We start from the raw sequence: 15,594 nt of genomic DNA on the forward strand, positions 1-15,594 counted from the left end.
CCCGCAATGGGGACGGCTTTGTTGGTTTTCAGGTTAAGGCTGCTTGGTTGTATCGATCGCGCGAGGGTCCACGAAGGAATAGCCTTTGGCTTCGAGCTGTGTCAGTAAGTCGTCAAGAGCTTCAACCGTCCATGGAAGCTCGTGCATCAAAATATTGCTGCCCGAGTGGAGCTGATCGAAGACGTTGTCGATCACGGCCTGAGAATCGTTTTGGTTGACCCAGTCGAGCGAGCCGACAGACCAGTTCATATGCAGCATGTCGTTCTCAGCGGCCACGACGCGCGTGTAATCGTTACCTGCGCCGTTTGGCGGGCGGAAGAAGTGAGGCGCTTCACCGATCGTTTGTTCAACGATCGCTTGCGTGTCTTCCAATTGCTTTTTGATTTCGGCGTTGCTTTCTTTTTTCAAAATGATATGGTCGTAGCTATGGTTGCCTACGATTCCGCCGCGGTCATGAATAAGCTTGAGCAGATCGGGATTAGCTTTGACGCGATACCCGTTGACGAAGAAGATCGCTTTGGCGTTGTGCTTGTCAAGCGTATCGATCAAGCTGTTGATCATCTCGGCTTCTTTCGGACCATCGTCGAATGTCAGTAGCACGACTTTTTTCGGAACGTCGGTACCTTCGTTAGGAACGATGTCGTAGTTTGCGTTCATATGATACTCGATCGCGACTTCTTCGGCGGTCGCCGCCTGATCCTTGCTTGGGCCGTCGGCTTCTTCGGTGTCGGTTTCTTCATTTTCCGAAGGCGCTGCTGCATCGGTTTCCGTTTCGTCCGTCTCGGTGATTTCGCCAGTGTCCGGGTTCTCCGAAGGTTCGGCTTCAACGTTCGCTTCGTTCGCAGGCTGTTGTTCGGTGCCTTCCGTAACGTTTTCTGAAGTCTGTGCGTCGGTTGCGTTGGCGGTTTGTTCGGTGTTGCTTGTCCCCGCTTCTTCGGCAGTGCTCCCGCAGGCGCCGAGCACGAGGCCGGCAGCCAGCCAGAACATGGCCGTCTTTTTCCACATCTGTCATCCATCTCGCTTTCTGTTATCCATTTGTGCTCAAGGCATTTGAATTATGTAACCCTTTCAAAGTCTAACATAATTACCAGTAGGTTTGCGGCACATAACGGGATTGTAACCTTTTCATTTCAACCTGAAACCTTTCATGGTTTTTGATTTCCGGGCGTGCATTTAGCGAAAAGAAGTGATAACATAAATATGTGGTTATATATATAAAACACAACCATATGGCGAGTTTTTCGGAGATGCTCCAGGACCGACGCCGCGGGCGCTGAGTCTCCAGGAGCCGGCGCTTCGTGCTTGGCATACGGATGGCAGAACTGAAGACATGCCGATCATGGGATGCCTTTCCAAAAAAATTCACTCCAAAAGGAGGGTCCTGTCATGAAAATTGAACGATTAAGTCAGGATAAAATTCGCATCTTCCTTACGTCCGATGATCTCAATGAACGCGGTATTCAGCGAGAAGATATGTGGCAGGAGATTCCGAGAGTCCACGAGCTGTTTACCGAGATGATGGATCAAGCCTATTCCGAGTTGGGGTTTGACGCAACCGGTCCTCTGGCTGTCGAAGTGTTCGCGCTTCCCGCTCAGGGTATGGTCGTAGTCGTAACCAAAGGGAAATACGATCCGCTCCATTCGGAACCGGGAGACGAAGAAATGCCGGATGAAGTTTATGAAATGGAAGTGACCATGGAGGCGAACGATACGATCGTTTACTCCTTCCACGATATCGATCCTTTGATCGAAGCGGCTCACGTACTGCGTGAACGGGTAACCGAGACCGGTTCGCTTTACCATTATAATAACGCCTGGTTCCTGCATTTTTCTGCCGAGGATCTCGACGATTCGCTGCACGACTCTCTGGTGGCGGTGCTTGCCGAATTCGGCAGCTCCTCGTCAGTCACGCCGGCCGTGCTTCAGGAATATGGCAAGACGGTCATGGCAGATCAGGCGATTGCCCAGATTTGCACGCATTTTGACCGCCGGGCCTGACACCCGAACGAAACGCCGCCGTCCCGATTTCCGGGGCGGCCGTTTCCGTTTTGGCATGAAATCGATACTCATAAATTCGCGATAAGCAGGCGGGAAAGGAGGAAGCGTTGTTCGTTCTCACGATTCTGGTCGCAGCTGTTACACCTGGCGTAGCGCTGCTTTTTTACTTTTATCTCAAAGACAAGTACGATGCGGAGCCTTTGCACATGGTCGTGCGCATGTTTTTGCTCGGCTTTTTGGTCGTGTTACCGATTACCATCGTACAGCAGGGGCTTTTGCGAGCCTTTGGAGATAATCCGTACTTGTTTGCCTTTGGCCTATCTTCGGGCGTTGAAGAAGCTTTTAAATGGTTTGTGCTATTCCATTTTATTTATAATCATACCGAGTTTGACGAACCTTATGACGGAATCTTGTACGCGGTAGCCGTAGCGCTCGGCTTTGCGACGCTGGAGAACATTATGTATGCTTTTCAACTCAAGGCTTCCTTCGGTGCGCTGCTGCTGCGCGGATTGCTTCCGGTATCGGGTCATGCGATGTTCGGCGTTGTGATGGGGTACTATATGGGCAGGGCGAAATTCGCCAAACCGTCGCAACGTAAGAAGTTCCTTTTGCTATCGCTTATCATGCCGTTTGTCTGGCACGGCTTCTACGACATCATTTTGAATCTGTCCGGTCACTACTGGCTATGGTACATCATTCCGTTCATGGCCTTGATGTGGTACGGAGGAATGGATAAAGTCGTTAAGGCGAATAATCGTTCCCCGTTCCGTTTTTTGAAAAAGGAAGAGCCGTCTGGCGAGGTAAGGCAGAAACCGACATCTTCTCGTACATCCATCTCGGAAAAGAAAAAAGCCTGATTCAAAAGCACTGGTTTTATATTCGAAAATCCGTTTGAAGTCCGCTCCTGGCTTGGGAAAAGCCCGGATGTCGGGCTTTCTTTTTGTTTTTTGGGATGTTAGGCTCACAAGCATATTTTTCCATGCTATACTGATGAAGCCGATGACCAGGCAACACCTGACAGCGCGGCGAACAGCCGAATGGCAAGCACACTAAAGGCGGGCGATCAAAAATGTATCCAAAAACGAACGATATGCTGTTTATGCAGCCCGTATCTATGGAAGCCAAACTTGAAAATGAACACCGGTCCCGGATTTCGGAGATTGAAGAACAGTCCTTGCTGGTTGAGATTCCGATGCGCGGAGGTCGGATGAGCCGACTTCTCCTTGGCGAGGAATTGTCGGTCTACCATATGACGGAAGACGGGGTCAAATATTATTTCACGTCGCATGTATTGGGATATCATGACGATTCGATTCCTTTGATGCGGGTCAGCAAGCCGTTACCCGAAGAAATCTCGAAGATTCAACGGAGACATTACTTGCGCGTCCCTGCAAAAGTGGAAATCGCCGTATTGGCACCCGAGTTTCATTTCACGGCGATGACTTCGGATTTGAGCGGCGGCGGATTATCTTTCACATCGCCTAATGGACATGATCTTCATATGAATCAAGAAGTCGACGGGTGGATTTTGCTTGCTTTTAAAAGCGGGAGTATCGACCATGTTCAATTCAGCGGCGAAGTCCTTAGGGTGAAGGAACCGGGTACAGGTCTTAATACAGTCAGCGTACATTTTAACCAGATTGCGGATGCGGAGCGTCAAAAAGTCATTCGTTACTGCTTCGAACGCCAACTCGATTTTCGAAACCGGTAATTCCAAGTGTGTTTGTGTAGACGTTTTTTGAAAAGAGAGAGCGTTTTTTTGCTTTCGTTTGCGGACGTTTTGCAAATTAAACATCCTTGTGCTATAATTTTATTGTCGCAGGCCCAGCCTGCTTTTTTACTGATTGAGAAGTCTATTTGCTTGTCGGATAGACGGTTTTGAGGAGGAATGGCCCCTTGTCCAGTTTGAACGGGGAACGGGAGTTCAGAATCAACATCGCGATCGACGGACCTGCAGGAGCAGGGAAGAGTACGGTCGCGCGCAAGGTTGCCGCACAGCTTTCCTATGTATACGTGGATACGGGCGCTATGTACCGGGCCGTGACATGGGACATGCTGAAGCATGGCATTGAGGCGGAAGACGAGACTGCGGTTCTCGAACGCCTGAAGGCGCTTGACATCGAGTTGGTTCCCGGAGAAGACGGACAGCGCGTTTGGCTTTCGGGCCAAGACGTAACGGACGACATTCGGTCTCTCGCAGTCAATCGGACGGTTTCACGATATGCGCAAATCGAGGGGCTGCGTGCGAAGTTATCGGCTTCCCAGCGGCAAATGGCTTTGCGTAAAGGTGTCGTTATGGATGGACGCGATATCGGAACCACTGTACTTCCCGATGCAGAAGTGAAAATCTTCATGACCGCCACCGTTCAGGAGCGGGCAAGAAGACGATATCGGGAAATGCCGGAGTCTGAAGCCATTACGTTAGAACAGCTTGAACAGGAAATTTCACGGCGCGACGAGTTGGATCGTAATCGCGAAGTGTCTCCGCTGTTATGTGCGGATGATGCGACGGTGCTTGATACGACAGACATGACCATCGATGAGGTGGCTGATGCGATCGTGCGCCAGGCTGATCAGAAGATCGTTCAGTAAGAACGAAATGAAGGCGGCACAGGCAATATTGTTTTGAACTCTGCGCACCGCGGGTTTAAATATGAGGGTTTTGAATCGAGGAGGGTATTTAACATGTCGGAAGAGACAAGAAATGAAGAAGTAGTAAACCAAGAAATCAACGAAGAAACGGCTACGCAAGATCAACTGGAGCAAGTGGTTACCGTTAAAAAAGGTGACACCGTTACCGGTACAATCGTGAAATTGGACGATGACCAAGCGTACGTCAGCATCGGTTATAAATACGACGGCGTAATCGCGACTCGCGAGCTTGAAGAAGGCGCTGAAATCGGACAAGAAGTTGTTGCTAAAGTTGTTAGCCTGAACGACAACAAAGAGCAAATGGTTCTGTCCAAACGCGCAATCGACGGAGCGAAAGCTTGGGATCAACTCGAAGAAAAATTGGCTAACAAGGAAATCTTCGAAGTTACGATTACTGACGTTGTCAAGGGCGGTATCGTAACAGACGTAGGTCTGCGTGCTTTCATCCCTGCTTCGATGGTTGAGCGTCATTTCGTTGAAGACTTCAGCGATTACAAAGGCCGCACAATCCGTGTTCGCGTAAAAGAACTGGATCGCGAAAACAACAAAGTAATCCTGTCCGCCAAAGATGTTCTTGAAGAAGAATTCGAAGCCAACAAAGTTAAAGTGATGGCTGAACTTCAAGAAGGCCAAGTGATCGAAGGTAAAGTACAACGTCTGACTCAATTCGGCGCATTTGTCGATGTTGGTGGCGTTGACGGCCTGGTTCACGTTTCGGAAATGGCTTGGCACCACGTTGACAAACCATCCGACGCGGTATCCGAAGGCGACAGCGTTAAGGTAAAAGTCCTTAAAGTCGATCCGGAAAAAGGCAAAATCAGCCTGAGTATCAAAGCAGCTACTCCAGGTCCATGGGAAACGGCTTCCGAGAAGTTCAACCAAGGCGAAATCATCAGCGGCGAAGTTAAACGTCTTGTACCTTTCGGTGCATTCGTAGAAATCGCTCCTGGCGTAGAAGGTCTGGTTCACATCTCGCAAATTTCCCACAAGCATATCGGTACGCCTCAGGAAGTTCTGCAAGAAGGACAAACGGTTCAAGTCAAAGTGCTTGACGTGAACCCTTCGGAAAAACGCATCAGCCTGAGCATCAAAGAAACCGAAGAAGCTCCTGCGGGCGAAGCTCGTGCAGAGCGTCCGGAAAGAACTGAGCGTCCGGAAAGATCGGGAGCGGGCAGAGGCCGTGATAAAGGTCCTCGCGTTGAGAAAATCGACAACCCTAACGTTTCGCTGAGCAACCAAAGCATGAACGTTTCCCTGGGCGAGCGTTTCGACCTTGCAGCACTCAAAGAAAAACTGGGCCAATCGGAAGAATAATTGGTGCCTTAGTATAGTAACGAGCAAACGGCGGACCCGCTGCGGGTTCGCCGTTTCTGCAATATAAGGACGGATCGGCTGTAATCTACATGTTATGGGCCGGATTCGCCGATGGGAAACGGGGGCTAATCCAAATTGGATTGGTTTAGCCGTTTCTTGTCGTGTAACGGGAAAATTCAGCTGAGGCTGACAGGAGGAATGTTCAAATGGCAAGAGCAGTAGTCGCGATCGTAGGCCGTCCGAACGTGGGCAAGTCTACGATCTTCAATCGAATTATCGGCGACCGACTGTCCATCGTCGAAGATAAGCCGGGCGTTACACGCGACCGGATTTATGGTGTCGGCGATTGGAACGGCAGGTCGTTCAGCATTATCGATACCGGGGGTATCGAGCTTAATGATGAACAAATCCTCAAATCGATTAAGCTTCAAGCCGAACTGGCGATCGAAGAAGCGGACGTTATCGTCCTCATGTGCGATGCCAAGGCCGGCCTTACGCAATCGGACACGGAAGTGGCGGAATTGTTGTATCGCTCCAAAAAACCGATTGTGTTGGCGGTTAATAAAGTCGATAACATGAGCCGTATGGATGATACGTACGAGTTTTACAATCTGGGGCTTGGCGATCCGATCGGCGTATCGGGCGCGCACGGCAGCGGCGTCGGCGATTTGCTGGATGCGATTGTAGAAAACCTGCCGGAAGTAGAAGAGGAAGAGTATGACGAGGACGTAATCCGCGTTGCGCTAATCGGTCGTCCAAACGTCGGCAAATCTTCGCTCGTTAACGCTTTGCTCGGTGAGCAGCGCGTAATTGTCAGCGATGTGGCCGGTACGACTCGCGACGCTATCGACACGGAATTCGAACGCGACGGACAACGCTACGTGCTGATCGACACCGCCGGTATGCGCAAGCGCGGTAAAGTGTACGAAAACCTGGAAAAATACAGCGTCATGCGTGCGATGCGCGCTATCGAGCGTGCAGACGTGGTAGCGGTTGTTATCAATGGCGAAGAAGGCATTATCGAACAAGACAAGCATATCGCAGGCTATGCGCTTGAAGCGGGCAAAGCTTCCGTATTCGTCGTCAACAAATGGGACATTGTCCAAAAAGACGATAAAACGATGCAGCATTTCGAAAAAAGCATCCGCGATCACTTCCTGTTCATGACTTACGCTCCGGTTGTATTCTTGTCGGCTCTAACCGGACAACGTGTGCAAAAGCTGTTGCCTGTCGTGAATCAAGCGGCTGAACAGCATTCGCGCCGTATTCCTACAGGGCTGCTTAATGACGTGATCTCCGATGCGGTAGCCATCAATCCGCCGCCAACAGACAAGGGACGTCGTATGCGTATCAACTATGCGACTCAGGTTGCGGTTAAGCCTCCGACCATCGTAGTCTTCGTCAACGCGCCGGAACTGATGCATTTCTCTTACGAACGCTACCTGGAAAACAAAATTCGGGCGGCTTTCGATTTCGAAGGAACGCCGATTCGAATCTTTACCAGACGCAAATCCGACGATAACAAAAACGCGTAAACTCGTCGGATACCGGATAAGAGAACGGAAAAGTTCAGTTGCACGAAGGGGAGCGAACCATGATATTTTCGGGAATCGCGATCGTAGTCGCTTATTTGCTGGGCTCGATCAGTTTTAGCGTATTATTCGCCAGATTGTTCAAAGGAATCGATATTCGTAACCACGGAAGCGGGAATGCCGGAGCGACCAATACGCTTCGGGTGCTCGGCAAAGGACCTGCAATCCTGGTGCTTGTACTGGATATTTGCAAAGGCATTCTTGCAGTTTGGTTAGGCCGCTGGTTGGCACCCGACTACGATTGGACGCCGGCGCTTGCCGGTTTGGCCGCCGTAATCGGTCATAACTGGCCGCTATACTTCCATTTCAAAGGCGGAAAAGGGATTGCCACGACTATTGGGATGTTGGCAACCCTTTGCTTCGTACCCTCTTTGATCGCAGGCGTTGTCGGCATCTTGTCGATTGTCTTCACCCGCTATGTTTCGCTGGGATCGCTTTTATTTGTCACGCTGACTCCGGTTGTGCTAATCCTTTATAGCGCTACTGGCTGGCATGATTACGGAACTGCCGTGCTGGTGGTCAGCATCGCAATCTGGGCGCTTGCCGTTTGGCGGCATCGTGGTAATCTGGTCAAGCTGAAAAATGGAACAGAGAACAAGCTGGGATCGAAGTCCGGCGGGAAGGAGCGCAGCCTTGGCTAAAAAAGTGTGCGTATTGGTAGCGGGAAGTTGGGGAACGGCCCTGGCTATGGTATTGGCCGACAACGGTCATGACGTCCGGCTATGGGCGCGTAACGAAGAACATGTGAAGGAGATTAACGAACGACATGAAAATGCACGTTTTCTGCCGGGCGTTAAGCTTCCAAACGGCATACGCGCCACAAGCGACATGGAAGAGGCCGTCAAGGACGCAGAAGCGGTTGTGATTGCTTCGCCGTCCAAAGCAATGCGCGAAGTGGTTCGGGCTTTAAAGCCTTTTTGGCACGAAGATATGCTCTGCGTTCACGCGACAAAAGGAATGGAAGTCGGTACGCTGAAGCGGATGTCGACGGTCATCGCGGAGGAATTGGGCTGCGAAGAGTCAAAGATTGGCGTCATCTGCGGACCGAGCCATGCGGAAGAAGTAGCCAGACGGCTGCCGACAACGATTGCAGTGGCTTCATCCAACGAGGAAGAAGCCCAACGCGCGCAAAATTTGCTGATGAATGCTTATTTCCGTGTATACACGAACCGTGACGTACTTGGAGCCGAGCTTGCAGGCGCATTTAAAAACATCATTGCGCTCGGTGCAGGGATGTCGGACGGCTTGGACAACGGCGATAATGCAAAGGCTGCGCTGCTGACTCGGGGCTTGGCTGAAATCACGCGAATCGGTACGGAAATGGGAGCGAATCCGCTTACTTTTGCCGGACTTGCCGGGGTAGGCGACCTCGTGGTTACGGCAACAAGTAAGCATAGCCGCAACTGGCGGGCGGGTTATATGCTCGGACAAGGCAAGCCGCTTCAAGAAGTGCTCGATTCCATGGGAATGGTCGTCGAAGGGATTCGCACGACGGAGGCCGCTCATTTCATTTCTCGAAAATATAAGGTTCAAATGCCGATTGCGGAGCAGTTGTACCATGTTTTGTTTGAAGGACTTGATCCCAAAACGGCTGTCGAAGCCTTGATGGGGCGGGGACCGAAAACGGAGATGGAAATGATTTCTCAAGAGACTTGGGAGCAGTGGCATACGTAAGGAGGAGCTAATATGCCCATTCAGAGCCATACGGTATCTTTTTCGCCGGACGGTAAAAGCGTGCGCGTAAGGCCCGGGACGACGCTGCTTGCTGCCGCAAGGTCTGCGGGTGTACGTATTCCGGTACGCTGCGAAGGTCGGATGGGCTGCCTGATGTGCAAGGTCACGGTGGAATCGGAAGGCGCTGGGGTTTCACCTCCAGCCGAAGCGGAACGCCGGAAATTGGGCACCAGCCTGGAATCCGGAATCCGTCTGGCTTGCCAGGCTAAAGTATGCGGGGAGACTTCGGTGGTTACGCCGGAAGATCCGTTAAAACGCGCGGTTCGTCTACAGCTTGAGCGGCAAAAAGACGAGGAAGACGACTTTTGGGCTTGAATAGACGAAACGCTTGAAATTATAAGGCTGGTGTATTACTATAAGTTTGTTGCCTACAGAACGCAGGTTCTGGGCAGTTTGCGAATTCCGGCTTTGTATCGCCTAGCGGTTTGCTTTGCGGCAAAACGGAAAGACCAAATACGCCTTATAGGCAGGCACTCGGACGAGTGCCGGGTATGATTGTAACAGGAGGTGAAACGCATGAACAAATCTGACCTGATCAGCCACGTTGCAGAAGCATCTGAGCTTGGTAAGAAAGAAGCAACCAAAGCGGTTGACGCTGTTTTCGAAGCCATTGCCACTGCTCTGCAAAATGGCGAGAAAGTACAGCTCGTTGGATTCGGTAACTTTGAAATTCGCGAACGTTCCGCCCGTAAAGGACGTAACCCGCAAACTGGCGAAGAGATCGAAATCCCGGCAAGCAAGATTCCTGCTTTCAAACCGGGCAAAGCCCTGAAAGACGGAATTAAATAAAATCTACATAATCCTTTTGGGATTTAAGATTTTGAACATCCAGGCTGTTCGCAGCCGAAGATGCGAGAAAGCCGTGAATACATATTCACGGCCTTTTTCTTTATTTAACGTTGAACACACAATGATACACAAATAAATGCTCTTAAATACACTCAAGGAGGTATCGCGATGGAACAGTCGGAAAAAGCGGATTACGTCGTAATTAAAGCCCATGAGAATGGCGTTCATGTCATTGGATTGACACGAGGACAAGATACCCGTTTTCATCACACGGAAAAATTGGACAAGGGTGAGGTATTGATCGCGCAATTTACCGACCATACGTCTGCAATCAAGGTGCGCGGCAAAGCAACTGTCTTCACGAAACACGGGAATATCGAGACCGAATCCTGAGCGTTTTAGGTTAGTTGTTTGAAGAAGCTTATGCTATAATAGAAAAGATTGTGACAAAATTAGCGTTGAACGTTGTAAAAAGTCGGAGGCCTGTTGATGAAACCTTACTGCGTACCGGAGAAAACCGAAAAATATGCCGGATATGATATGATCCGGAAGCATACGGCCATCCCGGCATTGCCGGACGCCCGGCTTCGACTCTTGCATGTCTTCCTCGAAGCTTCGGAATTTGCCGGCCGGAGCGAGGTCTATGGAACCGTCACCGCTCTGCTTCAGACCGGTCTGGATATCCATGACCGCGTAGCGCCGGGAGACGATAGCGAGGAAGAACAAGCGATGCGGACCCGGCAGCTCAAAGTGCTGGCGGGCGATTATTATAGCAGCCGCTTTTATGAGTTGCTGGCTGCGGCGGGCGAAGTCGAAATGATTGCCGAGTTGAGTCGCGCAATCGCGGATGTAAACCGGAGAAAAATGGAGCTGTACCTGCGGATTCAGGGAGGAGAAGCTCCTGAACTACGTGAATATCTCGATGAGGTGGCCGGTATCAAGGTGCGCCTATTCGAGGGCTTTGACGGTTTGTTGAAGGGGCCTTTGTCGGCTCATTGGCAGACGCTGCTTAAGCTGGTCGGCTTGTGCGAAGCGACAGCAGAGGAATTGGCTGCCGTAAACGGAACGGAGCAGGATAAGGTATCTTTCCGATCCAGTGGACAGGCGTCAGACCATGAAGCGGCGGTCTATACGGAATTAGCCGAATGGCTTCGGATGTTTGCGGGGCAGTTGGAGCGTGCAATCGCGGAACTGCCATCCAACGTTAATCGTGAATTGTTGAATCCGCTGGTTCAAAACTTCAAGGCTTCGGCAGAATCGAAAGGAAAGGTGGTCGGGTAATGGCGGATTCGTCGAAACCAAAACAGGAGCATGTTCATGACGTGTTCCAGCAGATCGCGCCAAATTACGATCGCATGAACAATATTATCAGCTTTAACCGTCATAAGGCGTGGCGCAAGTTCGCCATGCGAAAAATGGCCGTTTCAGCGGGTGACAGCGCGATCGATTTGTGCTGCGGAACGTGCGATTGGACGCTTAGCCTGGCAGAAGCCAGTAAAAGCGGCCCAATCACGGGACTTGATTTCAGTCAGGCCATGTTGGACGTGGGCCGGGAAAAAATCAAAGTGGCTCCTTACGGCGATCAGATCAAGCTGATTCAAGGAAACGCGATGGAGCTTCCGTTTGCCGATAATACGTTCGATTACGCGACGATCGGTTTCGGTTTGCGCAACGTGCCGGATCTGGTCCAGGTGCTCCAGGAAATGCGCCGCGTCGTCAAGCCGGGCGGCATGGTCGTGTGTCTGGAAGTTTCCAAGCCGACCACTCAACCTTTCAAAGGCCTGTATTATTTTTACTTTGATCGGATTCTGCCGGTATTCGGTAAAGTTTTTGCCAAAAGCTACGAGCAATACAAATGGCTGCCGGAATCGCTTAAGCCGTTTCCCGGACGCAAGGAATTGGCTCAAACCTTTCGTGACGTCGGCCTGAAACAGGTCGAAGATTATCCGCTGACAGGCGGAGTCGCCGCGCTGCATATCGGAATTAAGGAGAAATAGCATGTTCGGGAAAATCCGTGTCTTTTTAGAAATGATCAAGATTGAACATACATTATTCGCGCTTCCCTTTGCTTTTATGGGGATGCTGCTCGGCTCCGTGGTCATTAACGGACACCTGCCTTCCTGGGCGCAGGTCGGTTGGATTTTGCTGGCCATGATTGGGGCTAGAAGTGCGGCAATGGGGATGAACCGCCTGATTGACCGCTACATCGATGCCAAGAACCCGCGTACGGAAAAGCGCGCTATCCCGGCAGGGTTGCTCAAAACGAGCGAGGTTACGGTTTTCGTCATTGTTTTCCTCGGCCTATTCTTATGGGCAACATGGGAATTGTCGCGTTTTGCGTTGACGTTGTTCCCGATCGCGCTCGTGCTGATCTTCCTGTACTCGTACACCAAGCGTTTTACTTGGCTATGCCACGTCGTGCTCGGCGCAACGATCGCGTTGGCGCCGCTGGGCGGCTGGGCAGCCGTAACGGATAGCTTTAGCTGGTCGTCGCTTGTGTTTTATATCGCAGTCGCGTTCTGGACGGCCGGTTTCGACGTCATCTATGCCTGCGACGATATCGACTTTGACCGCAAAGAAGGCATTTATTCGATTCCAAGTCGATTCGGACTTGAGAAAGCGTTGAAGATTGCGCAGGCGTTCCATGTGGTTACGGCAATCGGACTGATTTCTTTGGTCTTCATCACGCCGCTTGGCTGGTGGTATGCGGCGGGCGTCGTCATTGCGTGCTCCATTTTGTTCTATCAGCACCGTATTGTGAAACCAAGCGACCTGAGTCGTGTGCAGACCGCCTTTTTCACGATGAACAGCTGGCTTAGCGGAATTGTTTTCATTTTCACATTGATCGATTTGGTGGTGAAATTTTGGTAAACGAACTCGTAGGCACCGGCAGGCACTGGGTAGTGGGGATCACTGGTGCCAGCGGTAGCGTTTACGGCGTACGGCTGGCGGAAGAATTGCTGGATTGCGGTTTTACCGTGCATCTGGTGATTTCGAATGCGGGTTGGCGCGTACTCAAAGAAGAAATGGATTTTGACGCTTCCGGCCGGGAGGCAGAGCTGGAACGTCGCTTCGGCGGGCGCGCGGGCCGCTTGATCTATCATCCGGTGGCGGATATTGGGGCGTCGATCGCCAGCGGTTCTTTTCGGGCCGAGGGAATGATCGTCGCCCCTTGCTCGATGGGCACGTTGTCGTCGATCGCTCACGGTTCCTCCGATAATCTGATGACCCGTGCGGCTGACGTTATGCTCAAAGAAAGCCGTCCACTGGTCATCGTACCGAGAGAAACGCCGCTGCATGCTATCCATCTGGAGAATATGCTGAAGCTGTCGAGACTCGGCGTCAAAATGGTTCCGGCCATGCCGGCCTTTTACCATCGCCCTCGTACTTTAGAGGAAGTCGTTGATTTCTTGGTTGGCAAGGTGTTGGATACGGTTGGAATACCACATAACTTGTTTAAAAGATGGGGGGAGGAGTCGTGAGCGAGCCATTGCGCTTGGGGCGCATTCTCTATACGAACGTTTGGCCGGTGTACCATTACTTCGATCCGTCTTCGCTTAGCTTTCCGGCAACGACGCGGACCGAAGTTCCGGCTGTCTTGAACCGGCTGCTGCTGGAAGGGGAATTGGATATGAGTCCGGTGTCCTCTTTTGCCTACGCGACAGCGTCAAATGACTTTTTGCTGCTGCCGGATCTGTCGGTGAGCGCGGACGGTCCAGTCCGGTCGATCCTCTGTTTTTCGCGTAAGCCGTTTGCGGAGGCGGTTCACGGACGGATCGCGCTGACCAATACATCTGCAACCTCAGTCAATTTGTTGAAAGTTATCGCGGAAAAAGCGTATGAAGCCAAGCCGGAATATGTGACATGCGAACCGGATCTGGAAGAAATGTTGCAGCATGCGGATGTTGCGTTATTGATCGGCGACCATGCTATCCGGGCCGATTGGGCAAATACCGATTATACCGTGACCGATCTCGGAGCGGAGTGGAAAAGTTGGACCGGGAAAAGCATGACGTTTGCGGTCTGGACCGTTTCGAAAAAGGCTGCGGAACGCTATCCGAAGCAAATTGCTGAACTGGCTGCGGCGTTTGCGGCAAGCAAACAGCGCAGTGCGGAAAATGTAACGCCAGTCGCCATCAAAGCGCAGGAAAAGCTTGGCGGCGAGCTGGAATACTGGCAGGGGTATTTTGCGAATCTGAATTACGACTTGACTCCGGAACGGTTGGAAGGCTTGAGCCTTTACTTCCGCTATGTTCGGGAGATGGGATTGCTGCCGCAAAAGGCAGAGATCGAAATTTGGAGCGATAATACGCAGATACGGGTGAATGAATGAAACGAATGGAGATCTTTGGAACATTAAAAAAGGATATGGATGCCGTAGAACGTTCGCTGTACGCAAGCATTGAAGTCGAGAGCGAAGCGCTCGGCGAAGCGGCTATGCATTTGCTCAAAGCCGGAGGGAAACGACTTCGTCCCGCTTTCGTCCTGCTGGGCGGAAAGTTCGGTACATATGAGCTGGATCGTTTGCAACGCATCGCCGTCCCGCTTGAGCTGATTCATATGGCCTCGCTTGTGCATGACGACGTGATCGACAACGCACAAACCCGCCGGGGTGAGTTGACAGTCAAAGCAAAATGGGACAATCGAATCGCCATGTACACAGGGGATTACATTTACGCAAAAGCATTGGAGATCGTAGCGGGCCTCGACGATCCCCGCATTCATCGCATTTTAGCCAAAGCGATGGTCGAAATGTCGATCGGAGAAATGGAGCAAATCCGCGACTTTTTCAACTCCGGTCAAAGCATCCGCCGTTACCTGCTGCGCATTCGCCGCAAAACGGCATTGCTGATCGCCGTAAGCTGCCAGCTTGGCGCACTTGCCGCTGGCGCTTCAAAAGAAGCCGCGCGTGAGCTATACAACTACGGCTACAACGTCGGCATGGCTTTCCAAATCCGCGACGACCTGCTCGACCTGTGCGGAACCGAAAAACAAATCGGCAAGCCGCCCGGCAGCGATATCCGTCAAGGCAACATCACCATCCCGGTCTTGTATGCCCTGCAAGAAGAATCGCTACGTGAACCGCTGCTGAGCGAAATTGGCCGCATCCACGAAGCCAACGGCCGCACGGACGTCTCGTCCGCCGTCGCAATGATCCGAAATAGCACGGGCATCGCCAAAGCCGAGGAACTGGCCGACCGCTACACCCAAAAAGCTCTAGCCGCCCTCGACCGCCTGCCCGATATCCGCGCCAGACGCCACCTGCGCGATATCGCTCACTTCGTGTCCCGGCGCACCTATTAACATCCATGAACACCAAGCAAAAGGGAGATTCGCGAGTTTGTCCGGTTTGAAAAGAAGTTTTGTTTGAAAAATGAAGCGAGCCAGCGAAGGGTAAAATTCAGTGAAAGACGCCTTTGAACTCGGAAAGATTCCTTAATCTAAATCCAATCCATCTTTCCGAGTGAGACAGCGTCTTGAACGAATTTTACCCGCAGCGCTCATCTTCTTTTAC

General features: G+C 51.5%; 18 protein-coding genes. 17 read left to right on the forward strand and 1 reads right to left on the reverse strand.

What is annotated here, in order from left to right; genetic code table 11:
- Window positions 1–33: 33 nt before the first annotated feature.
- Window positions 34–1,005, reverse strand: a complete 972-nt coding sequence (locus WKI47_RS11975; protein ID WP_340227349.1) for a polysaccharide deacetylase family protein — start codon at window positions 1,003–1,005, stop codon at window positions 34–36.
- Between the two features lie 381 nt (window positions 1,006–1,386).
- On the opposite strand from WKI47_RS11975, the gene WKI47_RS11980 reads away from it, so the two are divergent.
- The 17 genes from WKI47_RS11980 (at window position 1,387) to WKI47_RS12060 (ending at window position 15,383) form a co-directional block, all read left to right on the forward strand.
- Entirely contained in the window at window positions 1,387–1,998 is a 612-nt protein-coding gene (locus WKI47_RS11980) for a genetic competence negative regulator (RefSeq protein WP_340227350.1), read from the forward strand.
- A 107-nt stretch (window positions 1,999–2,105) separates the two neighbouring features.
- Complete coding sequence (prsW, locus tag WKI47_RS11985; RefSeq protein WP_340227351.1) at window positions 2,106–2,855, forward strand: glutamic-type intramembrane protease PrsW; 750 nt, start codon at window positions 2,106–2,108, stop codon at window positions 2,853–2,855.
- Between the two features lie 212 nt (window positions 2,856–3,067).
- The gene (locus tag WKI47_RS11990; protein ID WP_340227352.1) at window positions 3,068–3,709 is read left to right on the forward strand and encodes a flagellar brake protein; all 642 of its coding nucleotides are present in this window, start codon (window positions 3,068–3,070) and stop codon (window positions 3,707–3,709) included.
- 185 nt (window positions 3,710–3,894) lie between these two features.
- Window positions 3,895–4,590, forward strand: coding sequence for a (d)CMP kinase (gene cmk, locus WKI47_RS11995; protein WP_340227353.1), 696 nt, complete (start codon window positions 3,895–3,897; stop codon window positions 4,588–4,590).
- Between the two features lie 93 nt (window positions 4,591–4,683).
- Window positions 4,684–5,964, forward strand: a complete 1,281-nt coding sequence (gene rpsA, locus WKI47_RS12000) for a 30S ribosomal protein S1 (protein WP_340227354.1) — start codon at window positions 4,684–4,686, stop codon at window positions 5,962–5,964.
- A 206-nt stretch (window positions 5,965–6,170) separates the two neighbouring features.
- On the forward strand, window positions 6,171–7,499 hold the full coding sequence (gene der / locus WKI47_RS12005) for a ribosome biogenesis GTPase Der (protein WP_340227355.1): 1,329 nt from the start codon (window positions 6,171–6,173) through the stop codon (window positions 7,497–7,499).
- 59 nt (window positions 7,500–7,558) lie between these two features.
- Window positions 7,559–8,197, forward strand: coding sequence for a glycerol-3-phosphate 1-O-acyltransferase PlsY (gene plsY, locus WKI47_RS12010; protein WP_340227356.1), 639 nt, complete (start codon window positions 7,559–7,561; stop codon window positions 8,195–8,197).
- On the forward strand, window positions 8,190–9,230 hold the full coding sequence (locus tag WKI47_RS12015) for an NAD(P)H-dependent glycerol-3-phosphate dehydrogenase (protein WP_340227357.1): 1,041 nt from the start codon (window positions 8,190–8,192) through the stop codon (window positions 9,228–9,230). Before plsY ends, WKI47_RS12015 begins: the two co-directional genes overlap by 8 nt.
- A 12-nt stretch (window positions 9,231–9,242) precedes the next feature.
- Window positions 9,243–9,605 (forward strand): 2Fe-2S iron-sulfur cluster-binding protein, encoded by a 363-nt coding sequence (locus tag WKI47_RS12020; protein WP_340227358.1) that lies wholly within the window; start codon window positions 9,243–9,245, stop codon window positions 9,603–9,605.
- Window positions 9,606–9,806: 201 nt separating this feature from the next.
- Window positions 9,807–10,079: an HU family DNA-binding protein gene (locus WKI47_RS12025; protein WP_037289272.1), complete on the forward strand. Its 273-nt coding sequence runs from the start codon at window positions 9,807–9,809 to the stop codon at window positions 10,077–10,079.
- 168 nt (window positions 10,080–10,247) lie between these two features.
- Window positions 10,248–10,472 carry a trp RNA-binding attenuation protein MtrB gene (mtrB, locus tag WKI47_RS12030; protein WP_037289270.1) on the forward strand — a complete coding sequence of 75 codons (225 nt, stop codon included), beginning with the start codon at window positions 10,248–10,250 and terminating at the stop codon, window positions 10,470–10,472.
- A 96-nt stretch (window positions 10,473–10,568) separates the two neighbouring features.
- The gene (locus tag WKI47_RS12035) at window positions 10,569–11,360 is read left to right on the forward strand and encodes a heptaprenyl diphosphate synthase component 1 (protein WP_340227359.1); all 792 of its coding nucleotides are present in this window, start codon (window positions 10,569–10,571) and stop codon (window positions 11,358–11,360) included.
- Window positions 11,360–12,076: a demethylmenaquinone methyltransferase gene (locus tag WKI47_RS12040; protein ID WP_340227360.1), complete on the forward strand. Its 717-nt coding sequence runs from the start codon at window positions 11,360–11,362 to the stop codon at window positions 12,074–12,076. Before WKI47_RS12035 ends, WKI47_RS12040 begins: the two co-directional genes overlap by 1 nt.
- A gap of 1 nt (window position 12,077) precedes the next feature.
- Window positions 12,078–12,950: a UbiA-like polyprenyltransferase gene (locus tag WKI47_RS12045; RefSeq protein WP_340227361.1), complete on the forward strand. Its 873-nt coding sequence runs from the start codon at window positions 12,078–12,080 to the stop codon at window positions 12,948–12,950.
- On the forward strand, window positions 12,944–13,561 hold the full coding sequence (locus WKI47_RS12050; RefSeq protein WP_340227362.1) for a flavin prenyltransferase UbiX: 618 nt from the start codon (window positions 12,944–12,946) through the stop codon (window positions 13,559–13,561). Before WKI47_RS12045 ends, WKI47_RS12050 begins: the two co-directional genes overlap by 7 nt.
- Entirely contained in the window at window positions 13,558–14,412 is an 855-nt protein-coding gene (locus WKI47_RS12055) for a menaquinone biosynthetic enzyme MqnA/MqnD family protein (protein WP_425355454.1), read from the forward strand. Before WKI47_RS12050 ends, WKI47_RS12055 begins: the two co-directional genes overlap by 4 nt.
- On the forward strand, window positions 14,409–15,383 hold the full coding sequence (locus tag WKI47_RS12060) for a polyprenyl synthetase family protein (RefSeq protein WP_340227364.1): 975 nt from the start codon (window positions 14,409–14,411) through the stop codon (window positions 15,381–15,383). The genes WKI47_RS12055 and WKI47_RS12060 overlap by 4 nt, the downstream gene beginning before the upstream one ends.
- Window positions 15,384–15,594 lie beyond the last annotated feature (211 nt).

The organism is Saccharibacillus sacchari (assembly GCF_037722395.1).
Taxonomy (GTDB): domain Bacteria; phylum Bacillota; class Bacilli; order Paenibacillales; family Paenibacillaceae; genus Saccharibacillus; species Saccharibacillus sacchari_A.

What these genes read in the sequence shown, in the direction of transcription:
- WKI47_RS11975 (WP_340227349.1), bottom strand. Translation starts at nt 1,005, where the DNA reads ATGTGGAAAAAGACGGCCATGTTCTGGCTGGCTGCCGGCCTCGTGCTC.
- WKI47_RS11980 (WP_340227350.1), top strand. Translation starts at nt 1,387, where the DNA reads ATGAAAATTGAACGATTAAGTCAGGATAAAATTCGCATCTTCCTTACG.
- WKI47_RS11990 (WP_340227352.1), top strand. Translation starts at nt 3,068, where the DNA reads ATGTATCCAAAAACGAACGATATGCTGTTTATGCAGCCCGTATCTATG.
- rpsA (WP_340227354.1), top strand. Translation starts at nt 4,684, where the DNA reads ATGTCGGAAGAGACAAGAAATGAAGAAGTAGTAAACCAAGAAATCAAC.
- der (WP_340227355.1), top strand. Translation starts at nt 6,171, where the DNA reads ATGGCAAGAGCAGTAGTCGCGATCGTAGGCCGTCCGAACGTGGGCAAG.
- plsY (WP_340227356.1), top strand. Translation starts at nt 7,559, where the DNA reads ATGATATTTTCGGGAATCGCGATCGTAGTCGCTTATTTGCTGGGCTCG.
- WKI47_RS12020 (WP_340227358.1), top strand. Translation starts at nt 9,243, where the DNA reads ATGCCCATTCAGAGCCATACGGTATCTTTTTCGCCGGACGGTAAAAGC.
- WKI47_RS12025 (WP_037289272.1), top strand. Translation starts at nt 9,807, where the DNA reads ATGAACAAATCTGACCTGATCAGCCACGTTGCAGAAGCATCTGAGCTT.
- mtrB (WP_037289270.1), top strand. Translation starts at nt 10,248, where the DNA reads ATGGAACAGTCGGAAAAAGCGGATTACGTCGTAATTAAAGCCCATGAG.
- WKI47_RS12035 (WP_340227359.1), top strand. Translation starts at nt 10,569, where the DNA reads ATGAAACCTTACTGCGTACCGGAGAAAACCGAAAAATATGCCGGATAT.
- WKI47_RS12040 (WP_340227360.1), top strand. Translation starts at nt 11,360, where the DNA reads ATGGCGGATTCGTCGAAACCAAAACAGGAGCATGTTCATGACGTGTTC.
- WKI47_RS12045 (WP_340227361.1), top strand. Translation starts at nt 12,078, where the DNA reads ATGTTCGGGAAAATCCGTGTCTTTTTAGAAATGATCAAGATTGAACAT.
- WKI47_RS12060 (WP_340227364.1), top strand. Translation starts at nt 14,409, where the DNA reads ATGAAACGAATGGAGATCTTTGGAACATTAAAAAAGGATATGGATGCC.